The organism is Xanthomonas sp. NCPPB 2922 (assembly GCF_041520885.1).
Lineage (GTDB): Bacteria > Pseudomonadota > Gammaproteobacteria > Xanthomonadales > Xanthomonadaceae > Xanthomonas > Xanthomonas campestris.
In genome coordinates this window covers 55,626-80,139 of the sequence record NZ_JBGOFY010000017.1, presented here as the reverse complement: position 1 = coordinate 80,139, position 24,514 = coordinate 55,626, and the positions used below count along the sequence as shown (strand labels likewise).

Annotated in this window: 19 protein-coding genes; 6 read left to right on the top strand and 13 right to left on the bottom strand. The window is 66.3% G+C overall.

What is annotated here, in order from left to right; genetic code table 11:
- Positions 1-130: 130 nt before the first annotated feature.
- Positions 131-1,411: an amidohydrolase family protein gene (locus ACD584_RS17065; protein WP_175611679.1), complete on the bottom strand. Its 1,281-nt coding sequence runs from the start codon at positions 1,409-1,411 to the stop codon at positions 131-133.
- Positions 1,408-2,805, bottom strand: a complete 1,398-nt coding sequence (locus ACD584_RS17060) for an amidohydrolase (RefSeq protein ID WP_012437413.1) — start codon at positions 2,803-2,805, stop codon at positions 1,408-1,410. Before ACD584_RS17060 ends, ACD584_RS17065 begins: the two co-directional genes overlap by 4 nt.
- Positions 2,806-2,939: 134 nt before the next feature.
- Between ACD584_RS17060 and ACD584_RS17055 the strand changes: the two genes are divergently transcribed.
- Positions 2,940-3,506: a DUF924 family protein gene (locus tag ACD584_RS17055; protein ID WP_175611678.1), complete on the top strand. Its 567-nt coding sequence runs from the start codon at positions 2,940-2,942 to the stop codon at positions 3,504-3,506.
- Positions 3,507-3,826: 320 nt separating this feature from the next.
- On the opposite strand, the gene ACD584_RS17050 is transcribed toward ACD584_RS17055, so the two are convergent.
- On the bottom strand, positions 3,827-4,696 hold the full coding sequence (locus ACD584_RS17050; protein ID WP_076037164.1) for a hypothetical protein: 870 nt from the start codon (positions 4,694-4,696) through the stop codon (positions 3,827-3,829).
- A 100-nt stretch (positions 4,697-4,796) separates the two neighbouring features.
- Entirely contained in the window at positions 4,797-5,723 is a 927-nt protein-coding gene (gene grxD, locus ACD584_RS17045) for a Grx4 family monothiol glutaredoxin (RefSeq protein ID WP_070689748.1), read from the bottom strand.
- Positions 5,724-5,783: 60 nt separating this feature from the next.
- Here grxD and ACD584_RS17040 point away from each other — a divergent pair, with 60 nt between their 5' ends.
- Positions 5,784-6,560, top strand: coding sequence for a polysaccharide deacetylase family protein (locus ACD584_RS17040; protein ID WP_076037163.1), 777 nt, complete (start codon positions 5,784-5,786; stop codon positions 6,558-6,560).
- 366 nt (positions 6,561-6,926) lie between these two features.
- Here ACD584_RS17040 and ACD584_RS17035 read toward each other — a convergent pair whose 3' ends face one another.
- The 3 genes from ACD584_RS17035 to ACD584_RS17025 are packed head-to-tail and all read right to left on the bottom strand — an operon-like array spanning position 6,927 to position 9,550.
- Positions 6,927-7,598, bottom strand: a complete 672-nt coding sequence (locus ACD584_RS17035) for a methyltransferase (RefSeq protein ID WP_070689752.1) — start codon at positions 7,596-7,598, stop codon at positions 6,927-6,929.
- Between the two features lie 57 nt (positions 7,599-7,655).
- Positions 7,656-8,279, bottom strand: a complete 624-nt coding sequence (locus ACD584_RS17030) for an SGNH/GDSL hydrolase family protein (RefSeq protein ID WP_076037162.1) — start codon at positions 8,277-8,279, stop codon at positions 7,656-7,658.
- Positions 8,279-9,550, bottom strand: coding sequence for a pyridoxal phosphate-dependent aminotransferase (locus ACD584_RS17025; RefSeq protein ID WP_042596984.1), 1,272 nt, complete (start codon positions 9,548-9,550; stop codon positions 8,279-8,281). Before ACD584_RS17025 ends, ACD584_RS17030 begins: the two co-directional genes overlap by 1 nt.
- 153 nt (positions 9,551-9,703) lie before the next feature.
- Between ACD584_RS17025 and rsgA the strand changes: the two genes are divergently transcribed.
- The 3 genes from rsgA to ACD584_RS17010 all read left to right on the top strand — a co-directional run bounded on the left by rsgA (position 9,704) and on the right by ACD584_RS17010 (position 12,840).
- Positions 9,704-10,795: a ribosome small subunit-dependent GTPase A gene (gene rsgA / locus ACD584_RS17020; RefSeq protein ID WP_076037161.1), complete on the top strand. Its 1,092-nt coding sequence runs from the start codon at positions 9,704-9,706 to the stop codon at positions 10,793-10,795.
- Positions 10,795-12,057, top strand: a complete 1,263-nt coding sequence (locus tag ACD584_RS17015; RefSeq protein WP_076037160.1) for a flavohemoglobin expression-modulating QEGLA motif protein — start codon at positions 10,795-10,797, stop codon at positions 12,055-12,057. Before rsgA ends, ACD584_RS17015 begins: the two co-directional genes overlap by 1 nt.
- Positions 12,058-12,159: 102 nt before the next feature.
- Entirely contained in the window at positions 12,160-12,840 is a 681-nt protein-coding gene (locus tag ACD584_RS17010; RefSeq protein ID WP_042596977.1) for a type 1 glutamine amidotransferase domain-containing protein, read from the top strand.
- Between the two features lie 295 nt (positions 12,841-13,135).
- Here ACD584_RS17010 and ACD584_RS17005 read toward each other — a convergent pair whose 3' ends face one another.
- Both ACD584_RS17005 and ACD584_RS17000 read right to left on the bottom strand, forming a co-directional pair.
- Entirely contained in the window at positions 13,136-15,046 is a 1,911-nt protein-coding gene (locus ACD584_RS17005) for an amylosucrase (RefSeq protein ID WP_175611867.1), read from the bottom strand.
- Between the two features lie 36 nt (positions 15,047-15,082).
- A complete protein-coding gene (locus ACD584_RS17000) occupies positions 15,083-17,539 on the bottom strand; it encodes a TonB-dependent receptor domain-containing protein (RefSeq protein ID WP_070689761.1) in 2,457 nt (818 codons plus the stop codon).
- Positions 17,540-17,804: 265 nt separating this feature from the next.
- Here ACD584_RS17000 and ACD584_RS16995 point away from each other — a divergent pair, with 265 nt between their 5' ends.
- On the top strand, positions 17,805-19,124 hold the full coding sequence (locus tag ACD584_RS16995) for an MFS transporter (protein WP_076037157.1): 1,320 nt from the start codon (positions 17,805-17,807) through the stop codon (positions 19,122-19,124).
- Between the two features lie 167 nt (positions 19,125-19,291).
- Here ACD584_RS16995 and ACD584_RS16990 read toward each other — a convergent pair whose 3' ends face one another.
- From ACD584_RS16990 to ACD584_RS16975, 4 genes are all read right to left on the bottom strand, one after another.
- Positions 19,292-20,323 carry a LacI family DNA-binding transcriptional regulator gene (locus tag ACD584_RS16990; RefSeq protein WP_076037898.1) on the bottom strand — a complete coding sequence of 344 codons (1,032 nt, stop codon included), beginning with the start codon at positions 20,321-20,323 and terminating at the stop codon, positions 19,292-19,294.
- Between the two features lie 367 nt (positions 20,324-20,690).
- Positions 20,691-21,431 carry an acetoacetyl-CoA reductase gene (gene phbB, locus ACD584_RS16985; RefSeq protein WP_014508912.1) on the bottom strand — a complete coding sequence of 247 codons (741 nt, stop codon included), beginning with the start codon at positions 21,429-21,431 and terminating at the stop codon, positions 20,691-20,693.
- Between the two features lie 161 nt (positions 21,432-21,592).
- A complete protein-coding gene (locus ACD584_RS16980) occupies positions 21,593-22,921 on the bottom strand; it encodes a CitMHS family transporter (RefSeq protein ID WP_011038452.1) in 1,329 nt (442 codons plus the stop codon).
- Positions 22,922-23,137: 216 nt separating this feature from the next.
- A complete protein-coding gene (locus tag ACD584_RS16975) occupies positions 23,138-24,331 on the bottom strand; it encodes an OprO/OprP family phosphate-selective porin (RefSeq protein ID WP_011038451.1) in 1,194 nt (397 codons plus the stop codon).
- Positions 24,332-24,514: the final 183 nt, after the last annotated feature.

Here is a 24,514-nt window from a genome sequence, read left to right as displayed (position 1 = left end):
CGCCTGCGACCGTGGAGTGCTTGCGATGCTTGCAGTGCAGTGCAGTGCACTACACTGCGCGGCGCCGCAATGCGGCGCTTACGGTGTACTGCGACCACTGTCAGCGACGCAGCCGTCTGCGCCGCGCAGCTTAGCGTTGGTAGGCGCGTGGCAACGGGCCGGCCTGCTGCAGATAGCGGTCGCGCAGATCGGTCTGGCGCGAGCGCATCGGCATGTCACGCCCGCCCATCCAGACCTGTTCGGCGTAATGGGCCACATCCAGCGGGTCGCCGTCCCACAACACCAGGTCGGCCTGCTTGCCCACCGCAATGCTGCCGATGCGATCGCCCACGCCAAAGATTTCCGCCGGCACGCGGGTCAGCCCGGCCAAGCCAGATTCCCATGGCAGGCCATTGGCCACGGCATTACCGGCCAGCTGACGCAACTTGCGCGCGTTGTGCGAGGCATCGCCGCTCTGGGTGAAGCTCACCTCCACGCCGGCCGCGCGCAGGCGTGCGGCGTTTTCCAGCGTGGCGCCGATCTGGTCGAAGGTGGAAGGCAGATCCGCCAACGCATCCACCAACACCGGCACCTTGGCCTGCGCCAGCTGCGGGGCGAGCTTCCACGCTTCGGTGCCGCCAGCAATGGCAATGCGCACCTTCTCGCGCTGCGCCCAACGCAGCAGCTGGCGAATGTCCGCAGCCCGTTCCACCTGCACCACGATGCGGCCCCGGCCGGCCAGGTAGTTGGCCAGCACGCTGCGGCCAACCGGGGTGAGCAAGGCATGCGGCGAGTCTGCCGGCACGCGCCCGCGTGCTTCGGCCACCAGTTGATCGAGCAGCATCCACTGCGCGGCGCGTGAGCTGCCGGTCAGGTCCGACGCGGCCGCACCCAGACGAATGAACAGGGCATGCGGGCCGACTGGATCCGGGCCGCCATCCAGGCGCACGATGCCGCCTTGGCCGGCGATGAACGCACCGCTGGTGGTCGCCCCGAGCGCGGTGAAGCCGATGCCTTCCACGCGTGCCACCGGGATCAGCACCGAGTCCGGGTTGTAGGCCAGGGTGACGTCGAATTCCGGGCGCATCGGCTGCTCGGTCAGCTTGACGCCGCTGTCCACGGTGGCGGCTTCGCCAGACACTTCTTCGATACCGATCTCGGTGATGCCGCCGAACAGGGCCGGCGTCAGCGGGCGGCCCTTGGCCTCGACCACGCGGCCGTCGGTGGGCACGGCCAGGCCAGTGCCGATGGCGCGAATCACGCCGCCCTGCACCAGTACATCGGTATTGCGCAACGTGCCCTGGCTGGTGGCGGTGTGCACGGTGGCGCCGCGGATCAGCACCTGCTGCGCAACTGCCGGCAATGCCAGCGCAGCCAGCAAAACGGCTGACAACGCACGCAGGCGCGGGCGGCGGAACATGGCGCGGCTCATCGTGCCACCTCCTGGCCCAGCATGAAGTCGGAGACCGGTTGCAACCTGCGGTCGTGGCGGTCGTACACCTGCGCGCCGTCGATATACACCTGCTCGGCCAGTGCGTAGGAACTGAAGGGGTTGCCGTTCCACACCACCATATCGCCCATCTTGCCCGGCTCCAGCGCACCGGTCTGTTGCTCGATGCCCAGCGCCTTGGCGGCGTTGCTGGTGAGCCAGCGGATGGCGCGTTCGGGCGGAATCTCCATGCCGGCGCGGCGCGCGTTGGCAATCACCTTCGCCGCCTCCTGATTGAGCCGCTGGATGCCTTCTTCCGAATCCGAATGCACGATGGCGCAGCTGTTGGCCGGACGATCGACGATGGCGATGTTTTCCTGGATGCCGTCGAAGGCTTCCATCTTGAAGCCCCACCAGTCGGCCCACAGCGCACCGCAGACGTTTTCCTGCGCCAACCGGTCGGCCAACTTGTAGGCTTCCACGCCGTGATGGAACGCGGCGATGTGGAAGCCAAATTCCTTGGCCAGATCCAGCATGGTGGCCATTTCATCGGCGCGGTAGCAGTGGATGTGCACGCGGATGTCGCCGTTGATGGCACCGGCCAGCGTGTCCAGCTTGAGATCGCGCTTGCCACCGGCATCGCCGCTGCTGTCGTTGTCGCCGCCGCCGCTCCACCAGTGGCGCTTCTTCTCGCTCTTCTTGGGCGCGTTCTTGTTCAAGTATTCGGCCGCGTCGATGAAGGCCGCGCGGTAACCGGCGACGTTGCCCATGCGCGTGGCCGGGCCGCCTTTCTCGCCATACACGCGCTTGGGGTTTTCGCCGCAGGCCATTTTCAGGCCCCACGGCGCACCGGGGAATTTCATGCCCTGATAGGTGGTGGCCGCCACGTTCTTGAGCGTGACGCCACGGCCACCAATGAGATTGGCCGAACCGGGCAGCACCTGCAGCGAGGTGATGCCGCCAGCCAGTGCCGTGCCGAAGCCCGGGTCCTGCGGCCACACCGAATGCTCGGCCCACACGTTGGGGGTGACCGGGGCGGTCATTTCGTTGCCGTCGCTGTGCGCGCTGACGCCCGGGCTGGGGTACACGCCCAGGTGCGAGTGCACGTCGATGATGCCCGGCGTCACCCACTTGCCGGTGCCGTCGATGCGGCGCGCGTCGGCGGGCACCTCCAGGCCACGGCCGACCGCGGCCACCTTGCCGTCGCGCAGCAGTACGTCGGCATCGTCCAGGCGCTGGCCGGTGCCGGTGAGCACGGTGGCATGCTGGATCAGCACCGGGCCAGAGGCGAGCGCGTGGTAGGTGCTGGGGTACGGGTCTTCGACAAAACGCGACGCGGCCGCGGCAGGCCCGCACAGCACAGCCGCGCCCAGCGCGGCGAACAGGATGGAACGCATGGATTTCCCCGGTGGAACGAAAGACGTCTGCGCAAACCTAGCGGCCGGCGACGCGCTTGCCAAGTGCTGATGGTCGCGGCGCAGCGGGCTCATCACGCCTGCAGGCGCATGCTGTGCCGTATTCATTGGGGAGAATGTCGATGATTGCCAAAACCGAACGCAACAAACAGGCCGATGTGGTGCTGGCTTTCTGGGAACTGGCCGGCGAGGCGCGCTGGTTCACCCGCAACGACGCCTTCGACGCCAACGTGCGCCAGCATTTCAGCGAGCAGCATTTCGCCGCGGCACGCGGCGAGTACGCCGATTGGATGACCCGCGCCGAAGATGCGCTGGCCTTGTTGTTGCTGCTCGACCAGATTCCGCGCAACGCGTTCCGGGGCAGTGCGCACGCCTATGCCACCGACGGCCTAGCGCTGTTCTACGCCAAGCAGGCCATTGCACGCGGCTTCGACCAGCAGGTTTCAGCGCAATTGCGCCTGTTCTTCTATCTGCCATTCGAGCATGCGGAGGAGTTGCAGGAGCAGGCACGCTCGGTGACATTGATCACCGCGCTCGGCGAGGCCGAGACCACGCGCTATGCGCTGGAGCACCAGCAGATCATTCAGCGCTTCGGTCGTTTCCCGCATCGCAATGCCGTGCTGGGACGCGAGACCACCGTCGAAGAGCAACAGTTTCTCGACGAAGGTGGGTTTGCCGGTTAGGCCGTTGATGAGTGCGGCGCGCGCTGTCCCAAAGTGGGTATGACGGCGAGCTCGGCATCTGCGCGCAGGTGCTGAAGATAGTGTTGACTGCCCGGATCGCGTGCGTCTGGATCTGCGAGCACTCGCATGCTTGGGCGCACGCAGTGTTGATGCGTGCGCACCCAGCCGATTCTGAGAGATGCTGATGACTGAGCAGATCGCGTTGTCTGCACCTCAACGCAATCGCGTGGATGGACGCACGCAGGGCTGATCTGCGCGCGTCCAAGCCAATCACGCGTTTTCATGCATCTACAGGCGGCTCCCTGCACGTGTTCGATGCCTCAGCAGCCGCCCATCAAGGTCTCGCTCTGCCAGCGGTCGCCTTCGCCCAGCAGTAGATAGAACCCGTAGGTTTCATAACCGCTGTCGGACAGCACGAAGTCCAGCGTGCCGTTGCCGTCGATGTCGCCGAACTGCAGCAAGTGCGTGCTGCGTGGCAGGCCTTCGCAGTCGTCGCAGCCATTCTCGGCGTTGCCCTGGCGCAGCTGCCAGCGTTGGCCGGTGTGCTCCAGCAGGGCGAACACCGTGAGCACGCCGGTAGGGCTTTCGGTGTTGCCGGTCTGGGTGGGGTGGCTCTGGGTGAGCACGGTCACGCGGCGTTGCGGTGTGCGCGCATCAGTGAAAATCTGTAGCGACGCGGCGTCGTTGGCACGGTCTGCCGCAAATGCCGCCAACGCCTTGTTCAACGCCGCCGGCTTGACCTTCTGTCGCAGCTGCGCGCTCTCACCAAGCAGGCGAAGCAGCTCGGTCTGCTCGCTCGGCGTGGCCGCGCGCGTGGCAAAGCGCTGGCCCGGGTTGAGGTCTACCGACGACAGCAAGACCGGCTTGGTCGGCGATGTCGCGCCTTTGAAGCGCAGGCGCGCGGTGCCGCCGCACATGCTGTTGTCGTCCACGCTCAATGCGGTCAGGCGCACTACGCCGGTGGAGACGCCTGCATCGAACAGCTGCAGCGGCTGGCCGATCAGCGAGCGCGGCATGGTGGCTTCCTGCACCACGCCACGGCCCAACCACACCGGCACGTATTCGAACGGCTCATCCGCCGTCTGGGTGTCGTAGGTCTGCACCAGCATCACCGCGCGCGGCGGTGCGGCGGCGTGGGCGGCCAGCGGCAGCAGGGCGGTGAGGGCGAGGGAAAGCAATCGGCAGTGCATGCGTATCGGTGTCCTTGTGATGGGAGGCATGAAAAAACGGACGCTCCATGGGAGCGCCCGTTCGGGTGTCACGGCGGCCGTGCGTGGCCACCCGGCGTGCTCAGTACTTGGGCACGCCGTTGTCCACCGCGTCCGACCAGGCATCGATGCCGCCGGTGACGTTATAGACGTTGGTGAAGCCCAGGCCGCGGAAATGCTCGGCCGCCTGCAGGCTGCGCCCGCCGCGGTGGCACAGGAACGCCAGCGGGGTGTCCTTGGGCAGTTGCTCGATTTCCAGGCGCTCGTGTGCGTCCAGGGTGCGGAACGGCGCCGCCACCGTGGCCAGCGCACGCTCATCGGCCGGGCGCACGTCCACCAGAGTCAGCGTACCGGCCTTGAGACGGTCGTCGGCATCGCGCACCGACAGCTCCTGCACCGGCTTGGGCGCGTTGGGGTTGTCGATGGCCAGGCCGCGGCCACGGATGTCGTCCACCCAGTCGATGGTGATGCCGTCGGCGCGGCGCGCGCTGGCCAGGTCGAACTGCACGCGCAGCCCGTTGGACTCGGCGGCAATGGCATTCGGGTTGGTCGGCGCCAGCTGGAAGTTCGGCTGGAAATTGGCATCGATGGCCAGCGTCAGCGAGGCATCCGGCGCATCGGCCAGTGCACCCTTGAGCATCTCGACCGCAGCCGGGGTGATGGTGATCTTGGGCGGGCTGCGGTCCGGCGCCTGCAGGCCGAGCATGCTGCTCAGCTCGCCGCTGTCGGCCATCTGCACGATGATGTCGCTGCCGCCGATCAGCTCGCCATCCACATACAGCTGCGGAATGGTCGGCCAGTCGCCGTAGGCCTTGATGCCTTCGCGGATTTCCTGGTCGGCCAGCACGTTGACGTGGGCATAGTCGATGCCCAGGCCGTCCAGCACGCCGATGGCCTTGGCCGAGAAGCCGCACTGCGGCATGCCGGGCTGGCCTTTCATGAAGAGGACCACGCGGTTGGATTGCAGCAGCGTATCGATGCGGGAACGCAGGGCGGGATCGAGGGACATGGCAGCACTTCGGTCAGATCGTGGAGGCCAACCATTCTACGCCCCGTGGCATCATGAGGCATGACCACGCTGGAAACGCTGTATCGCATCCCCTCGCGCCCGTACCGCTGGGTCGGCTGGCTGGCCGTCTCGCAGCTGGCCGTGGCGCTGCTGTGGTGGCGGTTGGGCTGGGCCTGGGGGCTGCCAGCGTTGCTGCTCTCGCATGCGTTGTTCGTTGCGCCGGTGTTCCTGCCGCGCGCACGCCTGTACGCGCCGGTGGTGTCGCGCCTGCCGGGGCACGGGCCGCAGGTGTGGCTGACCATCGACGATGGCCCTTCCGACGACACCGTGGCCATGCTCGACCTGCTCGATGCGCACCGCGCCAGCGCCACCTTCTTCGTGGTGGGCGAACGCGCCGCACAGCGGCCTGAACTGGTGCGCGAAATCATGCGCCGCGGCCATGGCATCGGCAATCACAGCCACAGCCATCCGCAGGCCTGGTTCTGGGCGCTGGGCCCGCGCCGCATGGCGCGCGAGATCGGCGACGCGCAACAGGCGCTGGCGGACATCACCGGCCAGGCACCTCGGCTGTACCGCTCGGTGGTAGGCATGACCAACCCCTTCGTTGCCGCTGCGCTGCGTGAGCACGGCCTGACCCGCGTGGCCTGGAGCGCACGTGGCTTCGACGGCGTGCGCTGCGAACCCGACACCACGGTCGCGCGCATCGTGCGCGACCTCGTCCCGGGCGCCATCGTGCTGCTGCACGAAGGCGCCGCGCACGGCCACAACGTCACGATCCTGCGCGCCGTGCTGGAGGCGATGCAGGCGCGTGGATTGATCGCGCGGCGCCCGGATTGACGGCGCGGCTGTGCTGCAAATCCATTCTCGCGGAACGCGGCGACGCATGCGCAAGGCGTGCGCAGTGCCATTCATGACGGCGCTGTTCGGCCGACGTCTGATGGAGCTGAGTTTGCAGGTCACGCCATGGGGGAGGCGATCGCATGCTTCGGCAATGCATTTTCGGCGGCAGCTCCAAGGCCCTCGCCGATGGCATTTGAAAATGCATTCGTCCTTACGGGCGCCGCAGGCCGACGTCCATCGCTACGTACTGCGTCAGCACGAAAGACGCGACGCAATCGAATACGCACAAGAGCGCACGAGTTTCCATTAAGAACGTGCAACTCACAGATTCCCCGCAACGCAGCGGGGGACCGGCACCACCGCTCAGCGCGGCTCGGCCACGATCAGCCAGTTGTTGAATGGCGTGTTGCCGTAGAGCGGCGCAAACGTCGCACGCAGCCCGGCGGCATCCAGCTGCGCCTGCAGGCTGTCGCGGGTGGGATAGCTGCGCGGCATGCGCTGCATCCAGCCGCTCAGGTGCGCCAGCACGTCGGTGACGCGGCTGGTGCGGCCACGGCCGCTGGCATCGCCCAGCGCGCTGCGGATGACCAGTTTGGCGCCGGGGGTCAGCATCTGCGCCACGCTATGCAGCAGGCTGGCCTGCATGTCGGCCTGCAGATACTGCAACACGTCCAGGATGGTGACGCTGCCACTGTGTTGCGGCCACGCCACGCTCAGATCGACCACGGCGAATTGCGTATTGCCCAGCGCCGAGCGCTGCGCGATGTGCTGCGCGCGGCGGATTTTGGACGCATCCACATCCACGCCGTGATACCCCAGCGTCTGGCCATCGGCGCGCAATGCATGGGCCAGCAGCCCAAGCCCGCAGCCCAGGTCCAGCACCGGCGCAGTGGTGCTGCGCAGCTCTGCCAGCACGCCGGGATACAGTGGGTCGGTGCGCAGCTTGGCCTGCGTGTAGTAATAGTCGTAGCGATTGCCCAGCGGATGCGGCGGCAGAAATGCGCGTGCGATCGCCAGCGCCTGCGGGCGGCTCATGGGTTGGGTGGCGGTGGTGTGCAATGTCGGTCCTTGGCAGTGAGGCGTCTAACGCGGCTAGCTGAGTGCGTCGCGCGCGGCGGGCAGCGCCAGCGCAGTCCAGCGCGCATACATCGCACCGGACGGATGCAGGCCATCATCGACGAGCATGTCCGGTGCATCGCCGCCGTCGCGGCTGGTGGCGGTGATGTCGACGAAGCGCACCGCGCGTGCCGTGCAGCGTTCGGCGGCCACCGTGTTGAATGCATCTATCTGTGCGGCGATCAGGGCCGCATCGCGTCCTTGCGCGCGCGCGAATGGGGTCAGCCCCCAATCGGGAATCGACAGCACCACCACGCGTTCGGGCCGCGCATCGGCAAAGCCAATCGCGCGCTGTAGTAACTCGTCGAACTCGGCGCGGTAGGCATCCAGCGTGCGCTCGCGGTATTGATTGTTCACCCCGATCAACAGGCTCACCAGATCGAACGGGCCCTGCGGCGCGGCCGCGTCGATCCCGGCCTGCAGTTCGTCGGTGGTCCATCCGGTGGTGGCGATCACTTGCGGTGCTGCCACCGGCCAGCCGTAGGCCCGCAGGCCTTCGGCCAGTTGCTCCGGCCAGCGCTGCTCGGCGGCGACGCCCTCGCCGATGGTGTAGGAGTCGCCCAGCGCCAGATAGCGCCGCGGCAGGCCGACCGCCGCCATCACGCCACGCTGCGCGACTTGAGCGGCACGACCTTGGTCACCGCCTCTGCACGTCGCGTCAGGGCGCGATCGATGCGCGCAAACACATCGCGCATCACCGCAGCTTCGGGCATCAGCGTCACACGAAAATGGTGGCGATACGGCACGTTGAAGCTGGAGCCCGGCACCACCAGCACGCCTTCGTCGTTCATCAGATCCAGCGCGAAGGTGTGGTCGTCGAAATTACGCGCCGCCGGCCCCACCACTGCCGGGAACGCATACAGCGCGCCGGCCGGTGCAACCAAAGACAGATGGCTGCTAGCCGCGCATGCTTCGATCACCGCGCGGCGGGTCTCGTACAAGCGTCCACCCGGCGCGCACAGCGCCGAGATGGTGTCCGGCCCGTTCACCGCCGCGTCGATTGCATACTGGCCAGGCACATTCGCGCACAGGCGCAGTGCGCCGAGCAGGTCCATGGCGTTGCGCAGATCGTTGATGCGCGATTGCTCGCCGGACAACAGCGCCCAGCCCACCCGCCAGCCGCAGGCGCGGTGCACCTTGCTCAGCCCGCTGAAGGTGATGCACGGGTGCTCGCCAGCCAGCGGCGCCACCGGCACAAACGCCGCGCCGTCGTACAGCACCTGGTCGTAGATCTCATCCACCATCAACAGCAGGTTGTGCTTGACCGCGATGGCGACGATGCGCTCCAGCAACTCGCGCGAATAACTGGCGCCGCTGGGGTTGTTCGGATTGATCAGCACGATGGCGCGGGTGCGCGACGACACCAGTGTCTCGATTTCCACCGGGTCCGGCTGGAAGCCATTTTCCGGTGCGCAGCGGTAATACACCGGGCGGCCGTCGTTGAGGATGGTGGCCGCCGACCACAGCGGGTAATCGGGCGAGGGCACCAGCACTTCGTCGCCGGGGTTGAGCAGGGCGCGCAGGGACAGGTCGATCAGCTCGCTGACGCCGTTGCCGATAAAGATCCGGTCCGGATGCGCATCCGGATGCTGGCGGCGCGCATACGCGGCCGCGATCGCCTCGCGCGCTTCCGGCAGGCCCTGCTGATGCGTATAGGGGTCGGTGCGGCCCATGTCGTCGGCAATCGCACGCTGCAGATGCTCCGGCGCACGGAACCCGAATGCCCCGGGGTTGCCGATGTTGAGCTTGATCAGCTTGCGGCCCTGCGCTTCCAACTCCCGCGCTCGCCGCGCCAGTTCGCCCCGGATCTCGTAGCGGACTTCGGACAGGCGCTCGCGGATGGCGAGCGGCTTTTGCGGGGCGGTGGACATACGGCAGGCCGGTTGTAGGCGTGAGGCTTGGCATGGTAGCGGAAATATGACAAGCGGACATGCTTGCATTGGCAACAATGTCAAGTGCACGGCAAGCGCTCCGATCACGCTTGAATGCACAAGCGGCCCAGGTTGGGCCGCTAGAATCCGCACATGAGCGATACATCCCCCAACTACCACACCCTCCAATCCATCGGCTGGCCCTGGCCTGGCCCCCCGGAAGAGCCGGCCTGGCAGGCGATCTTTGCGGCGCATCCACAGGCGCTGCCGGCGCGGGTGGTGGAGCAGCACCGCACCGGTTATGTGGTGGCCGATACGCCGGAGGCCAGTCTCAAGGCCGAGTCGTTGCCGGAATGGCAGCGGCCGCGCTTTCCCAGCCATGAGCGGGCGTCGGTGGGGGATTGGGTGCTGATGGAGGGCAAGCGCATCGTGGCGTTGTTGCCGCGGCGCACGTCGATCAAGCGTGGGGCGGCTGGCGAGCATTACCACCAGCAGGTGATCGCGGCCAATATCGATACGGTGTTCATCGTGTGCGGGCTGGATGCGGACTTCAATCCGCGCCGCATCGAGCGCTATCTGCTGCTGGTTGGCGGTGGCGGTGCCGAGCCGGTGGTGGTGCTGACCAAGGCCGATCAGACCGAGTATGCCGACGACGCGTTGGCGGTGCTGGAAGAACTGGCCGCGCAAGACATTCCGCTGCTCACGGTCAATGCGAAGGACCTGGCCAGCGTGGCGGCGCTGCGGCCGTGGCTGGGCGACGGCCGCACCGCGGTGCTGGTGGGCTCGTCCGGCGCGGGCAAGTCGACGCTGACCAACACCTTGCTCGGCACGCAGAAGATGAAGACCAATGCGGTGCGCGAGAACGATTCGCGCGGCCGCCACACCACCACGCATCGGGCGTTGATTCCGCTGCCGTCGGGTGCGTGTCTGATCGATACGCCCGGTATGCGCGAGCTCAAGCCCACCGGTGAGGAGGACCTGGCCGAAGGCGGCTTTTCGGACGTGGAAGCGTTGGCCGCGCAATGCCGTTTCAACGATTGCGCGCATATCGCCGAACCCGGTTGTGCGGTGCGTGCGGCGATCGAAGCCGATCAGCTGGACCCGGAGCGCGTGGCCAACTACATGAAGCTGCGCGTGGAAGTGGCCAGCGCGGCCGAAAAACTCGCCACCCGTGTTGCGCAGAACAATCGCGGCAAGGGCTCGGGCAAGCGGCCTGCCAGCGTCGATCGTCCCGGACGGCGCTGATGCCATCGCGCAAGGGGCCGCCGGACATCGTCCATCACGCGGCGCTGGATGCGCGTCTGGTCAAGGCGGTGCGCGGGGTCAAGTTGCTCGCCTTGGCGAGCTGGCCGCGCTCGCTGCAGGAGCCCTTCCTGCAAAGCGTGGCGCGCGGGCAGCCAGAACTGCCTCAGGTGGAGTACCCGGTACTGGATTTTGGCGACACCCGGCGCGAACTGGCCGTCATTGCGAAGGCCGCCGACCCGCAGCATCCGCTCGGCGCGTATTTGATCGATTCGGCGCATAGCTGGGGGCTGGCGGCCGGGCTGCTGGAATCGCTGGGCACCGCAGCGGTGAGTGATTACTCGGCGCAGCTGTTTGGTGTGCCGGACGACCCGATGCCGGGCAATGGGCCGAGCACGCGCGAGGCTGCGCGGCACTTCATCCAGATTGCGCAGGAACTGGACCGCGAACTGCTGGCGCCCGAAGAACAGGTGCCGGTGTCGGCCACCGCGTTGCGGATGCAGTTGCAGAACGATCTGGATGCGTTTTTCGAAGGCCGCGTGATCACCGTGACGCTGGACCCGGACCTGCTGGCCAAGGCCGCGGCCGGTGCGCATCGCATCCGGCTGCGCAGCGGCGCGACCTTCAGCGATTACGATCGCGCGCAGTTGTTCCACCACGAAGCATTGGTGCACTCGCTCACGGCGCTCAACGGGCGTGCGCAGCTGCACCTGCCCAGCCTGGGAATTTCTTCGCCACGCACCACCGCCACGCAGGAAGGCCTAGCGACCTTTGCCGAGCAGATCACCGGCAGCATCGACATCGAACGCATGAAGCGCATCAGCCTGCGCATCGAAGCGATTGCGATGGCGCGCTCCGGCGCGGATTTCATCGAGATCTTTCGCTATTTCACCGAGAGCGGGCAAAGCCCGCCGGAAAGTTTTTCCTCCGCGCAGCGCGTGTTCCGCGGCGTGCCGACCAGCGGTGGCGGTGCCTTCACCAAGGACACGGTGTACCTGCGCGGGCTGGTGGCGGTGCACACGTTCTTCCGGCATGCCTTGCAGCGCGATCAGTTGCAGCGCTGCCGGTATTTGTTCGCCGGCAAGATGGCGCTGGGCGATGTGGCGCGCTTTGCGCCGCTGTTCGAAAGCGGTGTGCTGGTGGCGCCACGCTGGCTGCCGCCGTGGGTGAGCCGTGTCAGCGGGCTGGCCGGCATGCTGGCGTTCTCGTTGTTTGCCAACCGCATCCGCATGGATCAGCTGCAGCCGCCGGCGATGAATGTCTGAACCGTGCGCGCGGCGCCCACGCGCTCTACACGGCGCTGCAACGGGCTGAACCGCAGACTGGCCGCCTTGCCCGAGTCAGGGGCGATAACCCAAGGCAATCCAATGAATGTTCTGATGGTGCTCACCTCCCACGACCAGCTGGGCGATACCGGCAAGAAGACCGGCTTCTGGCTGGAAGAATTCGCCGCGCCGTACTACGTGTTCAAGGACGCAGGCGCGCAGATCACCTTGGTCTCGCCGAAGGGCGGCCAGCCGCCGCTGGACCCGAAGAGTGACGAGCCCGACGCGCAGACCGAGGCGACCAAGCGCTTCAAGCAGGATCCCGACGCCCAGCAGGCGCTGGCAAGCACGCATCGCCTGGCCGACATCAAGGCAGACGCGTTCGATGTGCTGTTCTATCCGGGTGGTCACGGCCCGCTGTGGGATCTGGCCGAAGACGCGCACTCGATCGCGCTGATCGAAGCGTTCGCCACTGCCAACAAGCCACACGGTCTGGTCTGCCACGCACCGGGCGCGCTGCGTCGGGTCAAGGGCGCCGACGGCAAGCCGCTGGTCAATGGCCGCCGCGTCACTGGCTTCACCAATGGCGAAGAAGAGGGCGTGGGTCTGACCAAGATCGTGCCGTTCCTGGTGGAAGACGTGCTGATCGAGCTTGGTGGCCAGTATGAAAAGGGCGCCGACTGGGGCGTGCATGTGGTTACAGACGGCATGCTGGTGACTGGCCAGAACCCGGCTTCGTCCGAGAAGACTGCAGAAACGCTGTTGAGCCTGGGCAAGCGCTGAAATGCAGCTGCTGGCGCGGTAACGCGCCAGCGCAGCAACTCATCTGTGCGGCGGCGCAGCCTTCGTGGTCGTCAGGTCGAGCAGATGCGATGAGAAAAAGCACGCCCTGACCGGCGTGCTTTTTTATTGCCGATGTACACGCTGCAATGCAGCGTTGGCTGGGTGCGAAACCGCGTCGTATGGCGAAGCGCGGGCGTCGAGTCGGCGAGGCACTCCAGTACCTCGCGCATCAAGCATCGGCACGCGACGCGCACCGGGGCCATGTCGTCGAGTACCGTCTAGATCAACCCATGATTCAACGACGCTGCAACCAGCGCACGCCATAGGCAGGAAGCAACAGCTCCGTACACGGCGCAGGCGCATCGCCGGTGCCATCGGTGTCCAGCACAGCCCATTGCGCATGTCCTGCCTGGGTGAGATCCACCGGCAGTGGCACTTCGCCGAAATTGTGCACCGCCAGGAAGCTGTCGCCACGGGTCAGCGCGAATAGCCGTGCATCACCCAGGGCGACGCTGCCCAGCGATTGCGTGGCAGCCAGCGCAGGCAGGCCCGCACGCAGCCGGATCAATGCACGCAAGCGCGTGTACACCGTACCTGCCAACGTGGAGGCGTCATGCCGCTGCGCGGCCAGCTCCCACGCCATCGCCGGGCGATGCAGCCAGCGTCCTTCGTGGCGCCGCTGCGCGTCGTCCAGGTAGGCGGTGTCGTTAGGCAGTGCCAGCTCGTCGCCCATGTAGATCAGCGGAACACCCGGCATCGCCAGCGACACGGCGTACAGCAACACCAGGCGGTCCACCGCACGGGCGGCCGCCGCCGCATCGGCGTGTTCGTGCGCAGCCTGCACGCCCACCAATGCCGCGCTCATGCCATTGGTGCCGTGCACGCCATCGCCGCTGCTCTGGAAACTTTCGCCGCGCGCGTAACTGCCGGGCACGGCGTTGGCGTAGAACTGCGCCACTTTGCGCAGCGAGAACGGCGGTTGCGCCGCATTGCCGGCGGCCTCGTGCTGCAACACGTTCCAGCCGATGTCGTCATGGCAGCGCACGTAGCTGAGCCAGGCGCAGTTGGGCGGCAGCGGTGGGCTGTGCGCGATCACGTCCTGCAGGATGTCGCCGCGTTGCAGGGCCAGCGCCGACCAGCCAGCCGCCATCAGCGTGCTGTGATAGGCCAGGTGACACTCGTGCCCGCGCTGCGCGCCGCTGCCGAAGTAGGGCGGAAGTTCCGCCATCGGCACGATGGCTTCGGCCTTCATCACCACCGAGGGCGCTACGATGTCGGCCACGGCACGCAATGCCACCAAAATGGTGTGTGCCTCGGGCTGGTTCATGCAGTTGGTGCCCGGGCGTTTCCACAGGTACGCCGTGGAATCCAGCCGGAACGCTTCCACGCCCAGATTGGCCAGCTCCAGCATCGCCAAGGCCATCTCGCCGAACACCGCCGGGTTGCTCCAGTTCAAATCCCATTGATAGGGATAGAACGTGGTCCACATCCACTGCCGGGTCTCGTCCACCCAGGTGAAGTTGCCGGGCGCGGTCTGCGGGAACACCTGCACCAGGGTGGTGTCGTACTGGTCAGGTGCGTTGCGGTCGGCGAAGTGATGGTAGTAGTCGAGATAACGCGTATCGCCAGCGCGTGCAGCCAGTGCCCAGGCGTGGTCGTCGGCGGTGTGGTTGAGCACGAAATCTGCGCACAGGCTGATGTTGGCCGCGCGCAGGCGTGCGGTGAGTGCGACCAGATCGTCGTTGCTGCCCAGGGCCGGCTCCACCTGGCCGTAATCGCTGACCGCAAAACCGCCGTCGTTGTCGCCGGCGCGTGCGCGCAGGAATGGCAGCAGGTGCAGATACCGCACGCCCAGTTCCTGCAGATACGGAACGCGCTCGGCAACACCGCGCAGCGTGCCGGCAAAACGGTCCACGTAGGCGCTGTAGCCCAGCATGTCCTGCTGGCCCAACCAGCCCGGTGCGCGGCTGTCGTCGAGGTGCCGCAAGGCCGCTGGCCGTGCCTGTGCGACCACGCCCAGTGCGCTCAGCCACTGTGGCAACCAGCTGGCGTAGTCGGCGCGGTCGCCGTAGAGCGTGGACAGCGCGTCGAGCAGGCGCGGGGCATGCGTATCGAAACGCGCCAGTGTTGCAGCGGCAGTGGACGGATCCAGTGCGACGGCAACGCAGGCGCGCAGTGCAGCGGCATCGATGGGGGAGGAAACGATCATGGGGAAAGCCGGGCAGGGCCCGGCGCGGGTCCTTTAGAAGTCGTAGCGCAGGCTGAGGCTGGTGGTGCGGCCGGCGATCGAACGTGCGCGGATGATGCCGTTGGCCGGAATGGTGGCTTCCTCGGCTTCGGTCAGTCCGAACGTGTTGAACAGGTTGTTGACGTTCAACGCGACGGTGAGCGCATCGGTGATGCGGTAGTCGCCGAACAGATTCACCTGCGTGTAGCCCGGCATCTTCAGCTGGTTGGAATCCTGCGTGTAGGCCTCGGTGGTGCCGATCAGGTTCACGCCGAACTGGTAGCCGTCGCCGCGGTAGCTCGGGGTGAGCTGCCACACGAAGTCGGCCTGGCGACGCGGCACGTTGCCGGTGTTCTCCGGAGTGATCTGGTCCCTGGCGATTTCTGCATCGGTCCAGGTCACGCCGCCGTTGACGGTGAAGCCCTCGTAGCGGTAGCTGGCTTCCAGCTCGATGCCGTGCGCCTTGTAGCTACGGTTGAAGAAGCGCTGGCTGGTGACTTCGAAGTTCTGCTCCTGGGTGCGCGCGGCAAATGCAGTGGCAAACAGGCTCAGGCCGTCGCGGCGCCACTTCAGGCCGGCTTCGGTCTGCCGCACCACGTTGACCGCTTCATCGGAGGTCACCGAGCCATCGTCGCGGATCACGCCGAACAGCAGGCGGTCGGCATTGGCGCGTGCGCCACGGCTGACGCGTGCGAATGCGCCCAGGTCGTCGTTGATCAGGTAATTGCCGCCCAAGGAGTACGACAGGTAATTCCAGTCGTAGTCCACCGGCCGCGCATTGGCGGTGTCCACGGTGGCCACGCGCTGCTCCACCGGCTGGATCACGCCATCGCCGTTGACGTCCAGGTTCTGCGCGATGGCGGTGCCGGAATAGTTGCCGCGCGCATCGCCCATGTCATAGCGCAGGCTGCCGTCGATGCTGAGCTTGCCGCTGTCGAAGGTGAGCGCCACGTACGGTGCGTTGACGTCGTAGCGCACGTCGTAGCTGCGTGTGATGCAGCAATCGCCCCAGAACGGCGTGCCGTAGGCGTACAGGCCGTTCTGCGAGCGCGACACGCCGGCGGCGTCGACCACGTTGAGCAGGCGCGAGTCGCGGCCCAGGCTCTGCACGTAGGAGTTCCAGGTCCAGTCCATGTCGATGGTCTGGCGCGAGGTGTAGTAGCCCATGCGCAGGTTGAGGGTGCGGCCGTCACCACCGAACTCGCGCGAGAGGCTGAGGTCGTTGGTGACATTGCCCAGATCGTTGATGGCGACATTGAACAGATGCGTGCGGATGGCCGTGCCGGTGTAGGCCTGGCCGGCATTGGCGCCACCGGCTTCCACCAGCTGGGCGCCAGCGCCGCCGATGGACGATGCCAGCGCGGCGGCATCGGTGACTTCGGCCGGGAACGGGCTGACGAAGCGGCCGCTGTTGTCGGCGATGCGGAATTTATCGCTCAGGTTCCAGCCATTGCCCAGGTCGAACCAGGCTTCGGCGCCGATGGTGCGGGAGATCGGGTGCATGCCGTCGCCCAGGTCGGTGCGGCGCGGCTGGTTGTTGCCATCCAGGCCAACATCGGTGCGGAAATTACGGCTGTACAAGGTGTCGTTGCCGGGATCGAACCCGGGGAAGCCGCCCAGGTCCGGCGAGCCGTCGCGGCCACGCACCGAGGTGGGCACCGGCAGATAGCCGGCGGCACGGTCGTTGAGGTATTTGCCGTACACACGCACGTAGCCGTTCTCGAACAGGCGGGTGAGGTTGGCCTTGAGTTGGCCGCCCTTGTCGGTGGTGTAGCCGGCATCGCGCACACCGTCGCCCTGGCGGAAGAAGCCGCCGATGTTGAACTGCCAGTGCTCGGCAAACGGCGCGCCGTAATTGAAGTCGATGCGGGTGTTGTCGTAGTCCAGGCCGCGACTGACGCCGACGCTGCCGCCTTCGGTGTCGCCGGTCTTGCTGATGAAGTTGATGATGCCGCCGGGCGCATTGCTGGTAAACGTCGAGGCCGAACCGCCGCGGATCGCTTCGATGCGATCCATCGTGAAATCCGAGCGCAGGAAGATATCGGAATTGCCGAAGGCGATATCGCCGAACTCCATCACCGGCAGGCCGTCTTCCTGCAGTTGCAGGAACTTGGCGCCACCCGAAGCGACGGGGAGGCCGCGCACGGCGATATTGGCATTGCCTTCGCCGCCGCTGGACTCGGAGCGGATGCCGGGAATGTTGCGGAAGATTTCCGCAGTGCTGCGCGGGGCCGATTGCTCGATCGCCTCGGCCCCCACGGTGCTCACCGACACGCTGGACTTGAGCTTGGTGGTGGCGGTGGAGGTGCCGGTGACGAACACCGAGTCCAGGTTGACCGCGGCGCTGTCGGCGGCCGGCGGGGTGGCGGGTGCGGGCGGGGTGGCGTCCTGGGCCAGCGCGAGCGGTGCGCACAGGCAGGTGGTGACCGCGCAGGCCAAAGCGTGCAGGCGCAGGGTGTGCAAGGTGGACATCGCGATTCTCTCTCTCACGGATGGTGGTGTGTCGACGCCCTGCGTCGTCCCCTCCCAGGGATGGCCGGGTGGCCTGCAGTGCGAGCGGAGTGATACGCCCTAATGCAATCGATTGCAATCCTGCGTTGCAGCATTTGTTGCGGTAATGAAAGAGGGTTAAGCGGGCGAGCGTCCGTGCTGCGGCGCAGCGTTACAATCGATTGCAAAGCGGCCAGGGTAGAGTGCGCTGCGGCCACTGGGAGCCGCACCGATGCCTGGACCCTGCATGTCGTCGACCGCTCCTCCGCTTTCCTTCGCACGCATCCTGGCCCTCAATGCCGGGTTCTTCGGTGTGCAATACAGCTTCGGGCTGCAACAGAGCAACATGAGCCCGATCTACAACTACCTGGGTGCCGACCACGCCAGCCTGCCGTACCTGTGGCTGGCCGGGCCGATCACCGGCCTGGTGCTGCAGCCGTTCGTCGGCGCCTTGAGCGATCGCTCGGTGACGCGCTGGGGCCGGCGCATGCCCTACATGGTGCTCGGCGCGCTGGTGTGCAGCCTGTGCCTGCTGGCGATGCCCTTCAGTACCGCATTGTGGATGGCGGTCTGCCTGCTGTGGGTGCTGGACGCCGCAAACAACGTCGCGATGGAGCCGTACCGCGCTCTGGTCAGCGACGTGCTGGCGCCACCGCAGCGGCCGTTGGGGTATCTCACACAGAGCGCCTTTACCGGGCTGGCGCAGACGCTGGCCTATCTCACCCCGCCCTTGCTGGTGTGGTTCGGCATGAGCCAGGACGCGGCCAATGCGCACCACATCCCGTACGTGACCATTGCCGCGTTCGTGATCGGCGCCGGCTTTTCGGCCGCCTCGATCCTGCTCACCGCGCGCAGCGTGCGCGAGCCGGTGGTGCCCGCGGCGGAGATCGCGCGCATGCGCAAGGCCGGTACCGGGCTGGGCGCTACGCTGCGCGAAATCGGCAGCGCGCTGCGCGACATGCCGCCGACCATGCGCCAGCTTGCGCCGGTGATGCTGTTCCAGTGGTATGCGATCTTCAGCTACTGGCAGTACATCGTGCTGTCGCTGTCGACTACCTTGTTCGGCACCACCGAGGCGAACTCGCACGGCTTCCGCGAGGCCGGGCTGGTCAACGGGCAGATCGGCGGTTTCTATAATTTCATCGCGTTTCTGGCGGCCTTTGCGATGGTGCCAGTGGTGCGGCGCGTTGGCCCCAAGTACACGCACGCGGCCTGCCTGCTGGCGGCTGGCGTGGGCATGTGGGTATTGCCGGGCATCGAGAACCGTTGGTTGTTGCTGCTGCCTATGATCGGTATTGGCCTGGCCTGGGCCAGCATGATGGGCAACCCCTACCTGATGCTGGCCGACAGCATTCCGCCCGAGCGCACCGGCGTGTACATGGGCCTGTTCAACCTGTTCATCGTGCTGCCGATGCTGATCCAGATCGTGACCCTGCCGCTGTATTACGAACCGCTGTTGCACGGCGACCCGCGCAACGTGATCCGCCTGGCCGGCGCACTGATGCTAGCGGCTGCGGTGGCCATGCTGTGCGTGCGCATCCGCAAACCCAAGGCCGTGGTGGCCTAGTAGCCAGCAAGGTGTCGCAACGTTTTGCCGCTAAAAAAGGCGGATTGCAGCACCAAGACATTGCGTGCAATCCGTCCAGGACGCACGCTCTTACGATTCCCGATTCCCGATTCCCGATTCCCGATTCCCGATTCCCGATTCCCGATCCCAACTCCCCAATCCCCGAATCAAGCCGACTCGCGCACCACCAGCTTCACCGGCATCTCCACCGAGTCCACTGCTTCGCCGGCGATCAATGCCAGCAGCCGGTCCACCAGCAGGCGGGCGGCCAGGCCCAGGTCCTGCTGCACGGTGGTCAGCGGCGGCTGGCTGTAGGCGGCCAGCGGAATATCGTCGAAGCCCACCAGCGAAATGTCCTGCGGCACGCGGTGGCCGGCTTCGACCAGGGCGCGGATCGCGCCGACCGCAATCACGTCGGAAGCGGCAAACAGGCCATCGGGTGCGTCGGTCTTCTTGAGCATGGCGCGGGTCAGCCGGTAGGCGTCCTCGCTGAGGAAGTGGCTGCGCGCGTGCAGGCGCGTGTCGAACTCCAGGCCATGCTGCTCCAGCGCCTGCCGGTAGCCGGCAAAGCGCGGCGCCACTTCGGGAAGCTGGTCATCGCCCAGGAAGGCGATGCGCCGGCGGCCGCTGGCGATCAGGTGCTCGGTGGCCAGTGCGCCGCCCTGGAAATTGTCGCTGCCCACGCTGATGTAGGACTGCCCGTCGATCCGGCTACCCCACACCGCCATCGGCAGGCCATCGCGTGCGGCCGCATCCAGCGCAGCATGTTCGGAGCTTTGCCCGAGCACGATCACGCCATCGGAGCGGCTGCCGCGTGCGAGTTGTTCCACCCAGCCGTCCTGATGCCGATTGAGCTTGGACAACAGCATGCTGTAACCACGGCCGGTGAGTTCTTCGGCCAGCAGCGCGAGCATGGTCATCAGGAACGGGTCCGACAGCGGCTGGTCCAGCGCATGCATCATCGGCACCGCGACGCTCACCGTATTGGAGCGCTTGGCGCGCAGGCTGCGTGCCACCGGATCGACCTGATACCCCGCATCGGCGGCGATCTGCTTGATGTAGGCACGGGTGCGCTCGGCCACCACCGGGCTGCCGGCCAGCGCACGCGACACGGTGGACTCGGACACGCCCGCCATGCGCGCGATGTCGGCCATCTGCGGGCGTGCAGCAGGAGTGGCGCGTTCGGGATGTTTGACCATGGCACCGCACTGCGGAAAAGCCAGAGTGTAATCAGTTCGTGCACGCCACGTGTCGGGCAGGCCTTGCGGTGGCGGTCGCTTACAGGGGATTTGGCGGTGCCATGCGGGCGCACAACTGCTGGCAAACAGCGGCTTGCTCAGGCATTGCAGCGCGCTGGCGCGGTGCTTGTGGGGGGTGATGCAGGGCATGAAACGGAGCGCGTTGGGCTGCGGCGTGCAGGGGGATGCGATGCCAAACGTTGCTGCATGCGCGGGAGGCGGCCGCAGCACGGGCGGCTGTACGCACTGCTGCGTTGCCAGGTGCATCGCTGCGCTGTGCGTGATGGATGCCAGCCTCCACGCAGCAGCGCCGCACGTGCATGGCGCACTAGCCCATGTACAAACCGCCGTTGACCGCGTAGTCCGCGCCGGTCACATACGCAGCGTCGTCGGAGGCCAGCCATGCGCACAGGCCGGCCACTTCGGCCGGCTTGCCGAGCCGGCGCACCGGCACCGAGGTGGCCAGGCGGTCCAGCACATCCGGTGGGAAATTGCTGATGGAAGCGCTGGCGATATAGCCGGGCGAAATGGTGTTGACGGTGACGCCGCGCGAGGCCACTTCCTGCGCCAGCGCACGGCTGAACCCATGCATGGCCGCCTTGGCGGTAGCGAAGTTGATCTGCCCGATCTGGCCCTTGTGCGCGCTGACCGACCCGATGTTGACGATGCGCCCCCAGCCGCGCGAGGTCATGCCATCCACCACCTGCTTGGTGATGTTGAACAGCGAATGCAGGTTGCTGGCAATCACCGCATTCCAGTCGTCGCGGCTCATCTGGCGGAACAGCGTGTCGCGGCTGCCACCGGCGTTGTTGACCAACACATCGATCTCGCCGACCTCCGCCTTGACCTTGGCAAACGCAGCTACGGTGGAATCCCAATCGGCCGCGTTGCCTTCGGAGGCAACGAAGTCGAACCCGAGCTCGCGTTGCTCACGCAGCCACGCCGATTTGCGCGGCGAATTAGGACCACACCCGGCCACCACCGTGTGCCCGGTGCGCGCCAGTTTCTGGCAGATCGCAGTGCCCACACTGCCCATGCCACTGGTGACGTATGCGATGCGAAGCGTCATTGCTTGAACTCCTTCGGAGTTGGGAATGGGGAATCGGGAGTGGGGAATCGGTGGAGCAGGGGCCGCGGTTTCTATTTTTTATGTGGAAGTCAGGAATCGAAACGGCAGCGCAGCGCCGCTTTTGCGATTCCCCATTCCCGATTCCCCAATCCCGGCGGGCCTCAGCGCGCCAACGGAAACAAGCCAAACAGCAGCCCGCCCGCCAGCATCAGCATCGAAATCAGCACCGCCCATTTCAGGGTGAAGCGCTGGTGGTCGGCGAAATCGACCTTGGCCAGGCCGACCAGCAGATAGGTCGAGGGCACCAGGGGGCTGAGTAGATGCACGGGCTGGCCGGCCAGCGAGGCGCGCGCCATTTCCACGGGCGTGATGCCGTAATGGCCGGCGGCTTCGGACAGGATTGGCAGCACGCCGAAGTAGAACGCGTCGTTGGACATGAAGAACGTAAACGGCATGCTGACGATGGCGGTGATCACCGCCAGGTACGGACCCCAGCTGTCGGGAATGACCGCCAGGAAGCTGCGCGACATCGCTTCGACCATGCCGGTGTTGGACAGGATGCCGGTGAAGATGCCGGCAGCGAAGATCAGCGACACTACCGACAACACATTGCCGGCGTGGTTGACCAGGCGGCGGCGCTGCTCGGCCAGGTTGGGGTAGTTGATCATCAGCGCCAGCGCGAAGCCGATCATGAACAACACCGGCATCGGCAGGATGCCCACCACCAGCGCGGCCATCAGCGCGAGGGTGAGCACCAGGTTCACCCACAGCAGCTTGGGCCGCTTCATGTCTTCGGTGTCTTCCACGCGCGGCAGGGCGTCGTTGTCGTCGGGCAGGCTGGTTTCCAGCCAGTTGCCATCGGCCGGCAGGCGCACCACGCCCAGACGGCGACGCTCGCGCATGCCGAGCAGCCAGGCGAGTGCAATGATGCCGGCGATCGCCATCGCCATGGCCGGTACCAGCGGCACGAACACATCGGCCGGATCCACATGCAATGCGGTGGCGGCACGCGCGGTGGGGCCGCCCCACGGGGTGAGATTCATCACGCCGCTGGCCAGGATGGTGACGCAGGTGAGGTTGAGCGCGTTCATGCCCAGCCGCTGGTACAGCGGCAGCATCGCCGAGACGGTGATCATGTAGGTGGTGGAGCCGTCGCCATCGAGCGAGATCAGCATCGCCAGGATCGCCGTGCCCATGACGATCTTCAGCGGATCGCCCTTGACCAGGCGCAGGATGCGGCCGACCAGTGGGTCGAACAGACCGGCATCGATCATCACCCCGAAATAGAGGATGGCGAACATCAGCATCACGCCGGTGGGCGCGATCTTCTTGATGCCGTCGAGCATCATCTCGTTGATGCCGGTGCCGAAGCCGCCGAGCAATGCGAACACGATCGGCACCGTGATCAGAGCCACCAGCGGCGACAGCCGCTTGCTCATGATCAGGTACATGAAGGTGATCACCATTCCGAAACCGAGCGCGGTCAGCATGCGGGCAAATCCTTTGGGACATACAGCAGGGAGAGGGTGGGGCGCACCGCTGCGCAGGACGCGCTGCGGCGGTGGTGCGGAACTGCAGCAAACCTGCTCATTGCGTCACTGCCGCAACGGCAAAGACGACAACCGTCGTGCGTGCGCAGTGACGACGCTGCATCGCGGCGACGCATGCCGAACTGTTGTGAAACCGGGGCGCGACGCAGGAGTGCATCAGAAGTCGTACTGAAACCGGCCGGTCACCGCCAGCGTGTGATCGACCACTGCATTCATCGTGCGGTCGCGGTTGCGGCTGTCGATGACGTTGAGCATCACGCGCAGGTTCGGCTTGAAATACCAGTTGCCGCCCAGCGTCCAGGACTGCGTGCTGGCGTTGATGAAATCGGGCTGGCCATCCAGATGCTGGTCGCCGCGCATGTAGTCGTAACGCAGTGCCAGCTCGAATGCGCCGGACGGGCGGTTGGGCGTCTTGATGCGGCTGAAGCGGCCGGTCTTGCGGTCGTAGCCGCGCGACTCGCCGGTCACGAACCAGCTGACCAGGCCATAGCTGGCCAGCACCTTGGCATGCTGCGCGCCATCGTCGAGCAGGCCGCCGCTGAACTCGGTCTGCCACGACCACGGGCCGACTACTTCGGCATATTCCAACGACCATTTGTCGAAGTCGGTGTCGCGGCCATCGGCGAAGCGTGCCAGCGTGATGCGGCTGTTGTTGGCGAGATCGTTCTCCGGGCGCGGGCGGATCAGCAGCGGTGAGGCGCCGCCACTGCCGGGATGCGAGTAGCGCTCGTGCGCCAGCGACACGCCCAGATGGCGCAGCCGTGCGTCGCCCATTTCCGGTGCGAAGGTCAGGCGCGTGCCCAGCGCACCGCCCTTGGTGGCCGAATTGTCGATGCTTTCCAGGCTGTAGGCGGCCGTGGACCAGGTGGCATCCGGGCGGCTGGTCTGCCAGGAAATCGCCTTGCGGTAGATCGGTGCCAGCGTGGTCGAGGCGTAGCCGCGTTCCAGGAACGGGCCATAGTTGGAGCCGGTCCGGTCGTCGAGCGAAAAGTACTGCTTGAACTGGCCCACGGTCAGCGTGCCGGCGGAGAACTTCTTGGCGATGTAGACATCGCGCGCCAGGATGCCGCGGCTGCCGGGTTCGTACTGCAGGCCGGCGAACTCCGCCTCGGCCTTGTAGTTGAACCCGTAGAACTTGCCGGCCACGTCCAGCCAGACACGGCGGAACTGGGTGTCGTTGCGCTCGGGTGTGCCGCGTTCATCGTTGTCGAAGACGGTGAAATCCCAATGCACGCGTCCGCCCACTTCGGCGGTCACCGGGCCTTCGTCATCGGCCGCGTGAGCCGCCGGCGCCAGACAGATGGCCGCACAGGCGGTAATGGCGCGCAAGCGCAAGGTGTCGTTGATCACAGACCCTCCCAGGTACATGTGTGCAGCACAGGCAATCAATCGGCCGCAACCGCGTCACGGCGAGCTGGCTGCAGCCTAGTCCCGCGAAGCTGTCATGGACCTGTCAGGTGCGGGAATCGGGAGTCGGGAATGGGGAATCGCAACAGCGACGGACTGCAGTACATGGTTTGGATGGGAGAGCTT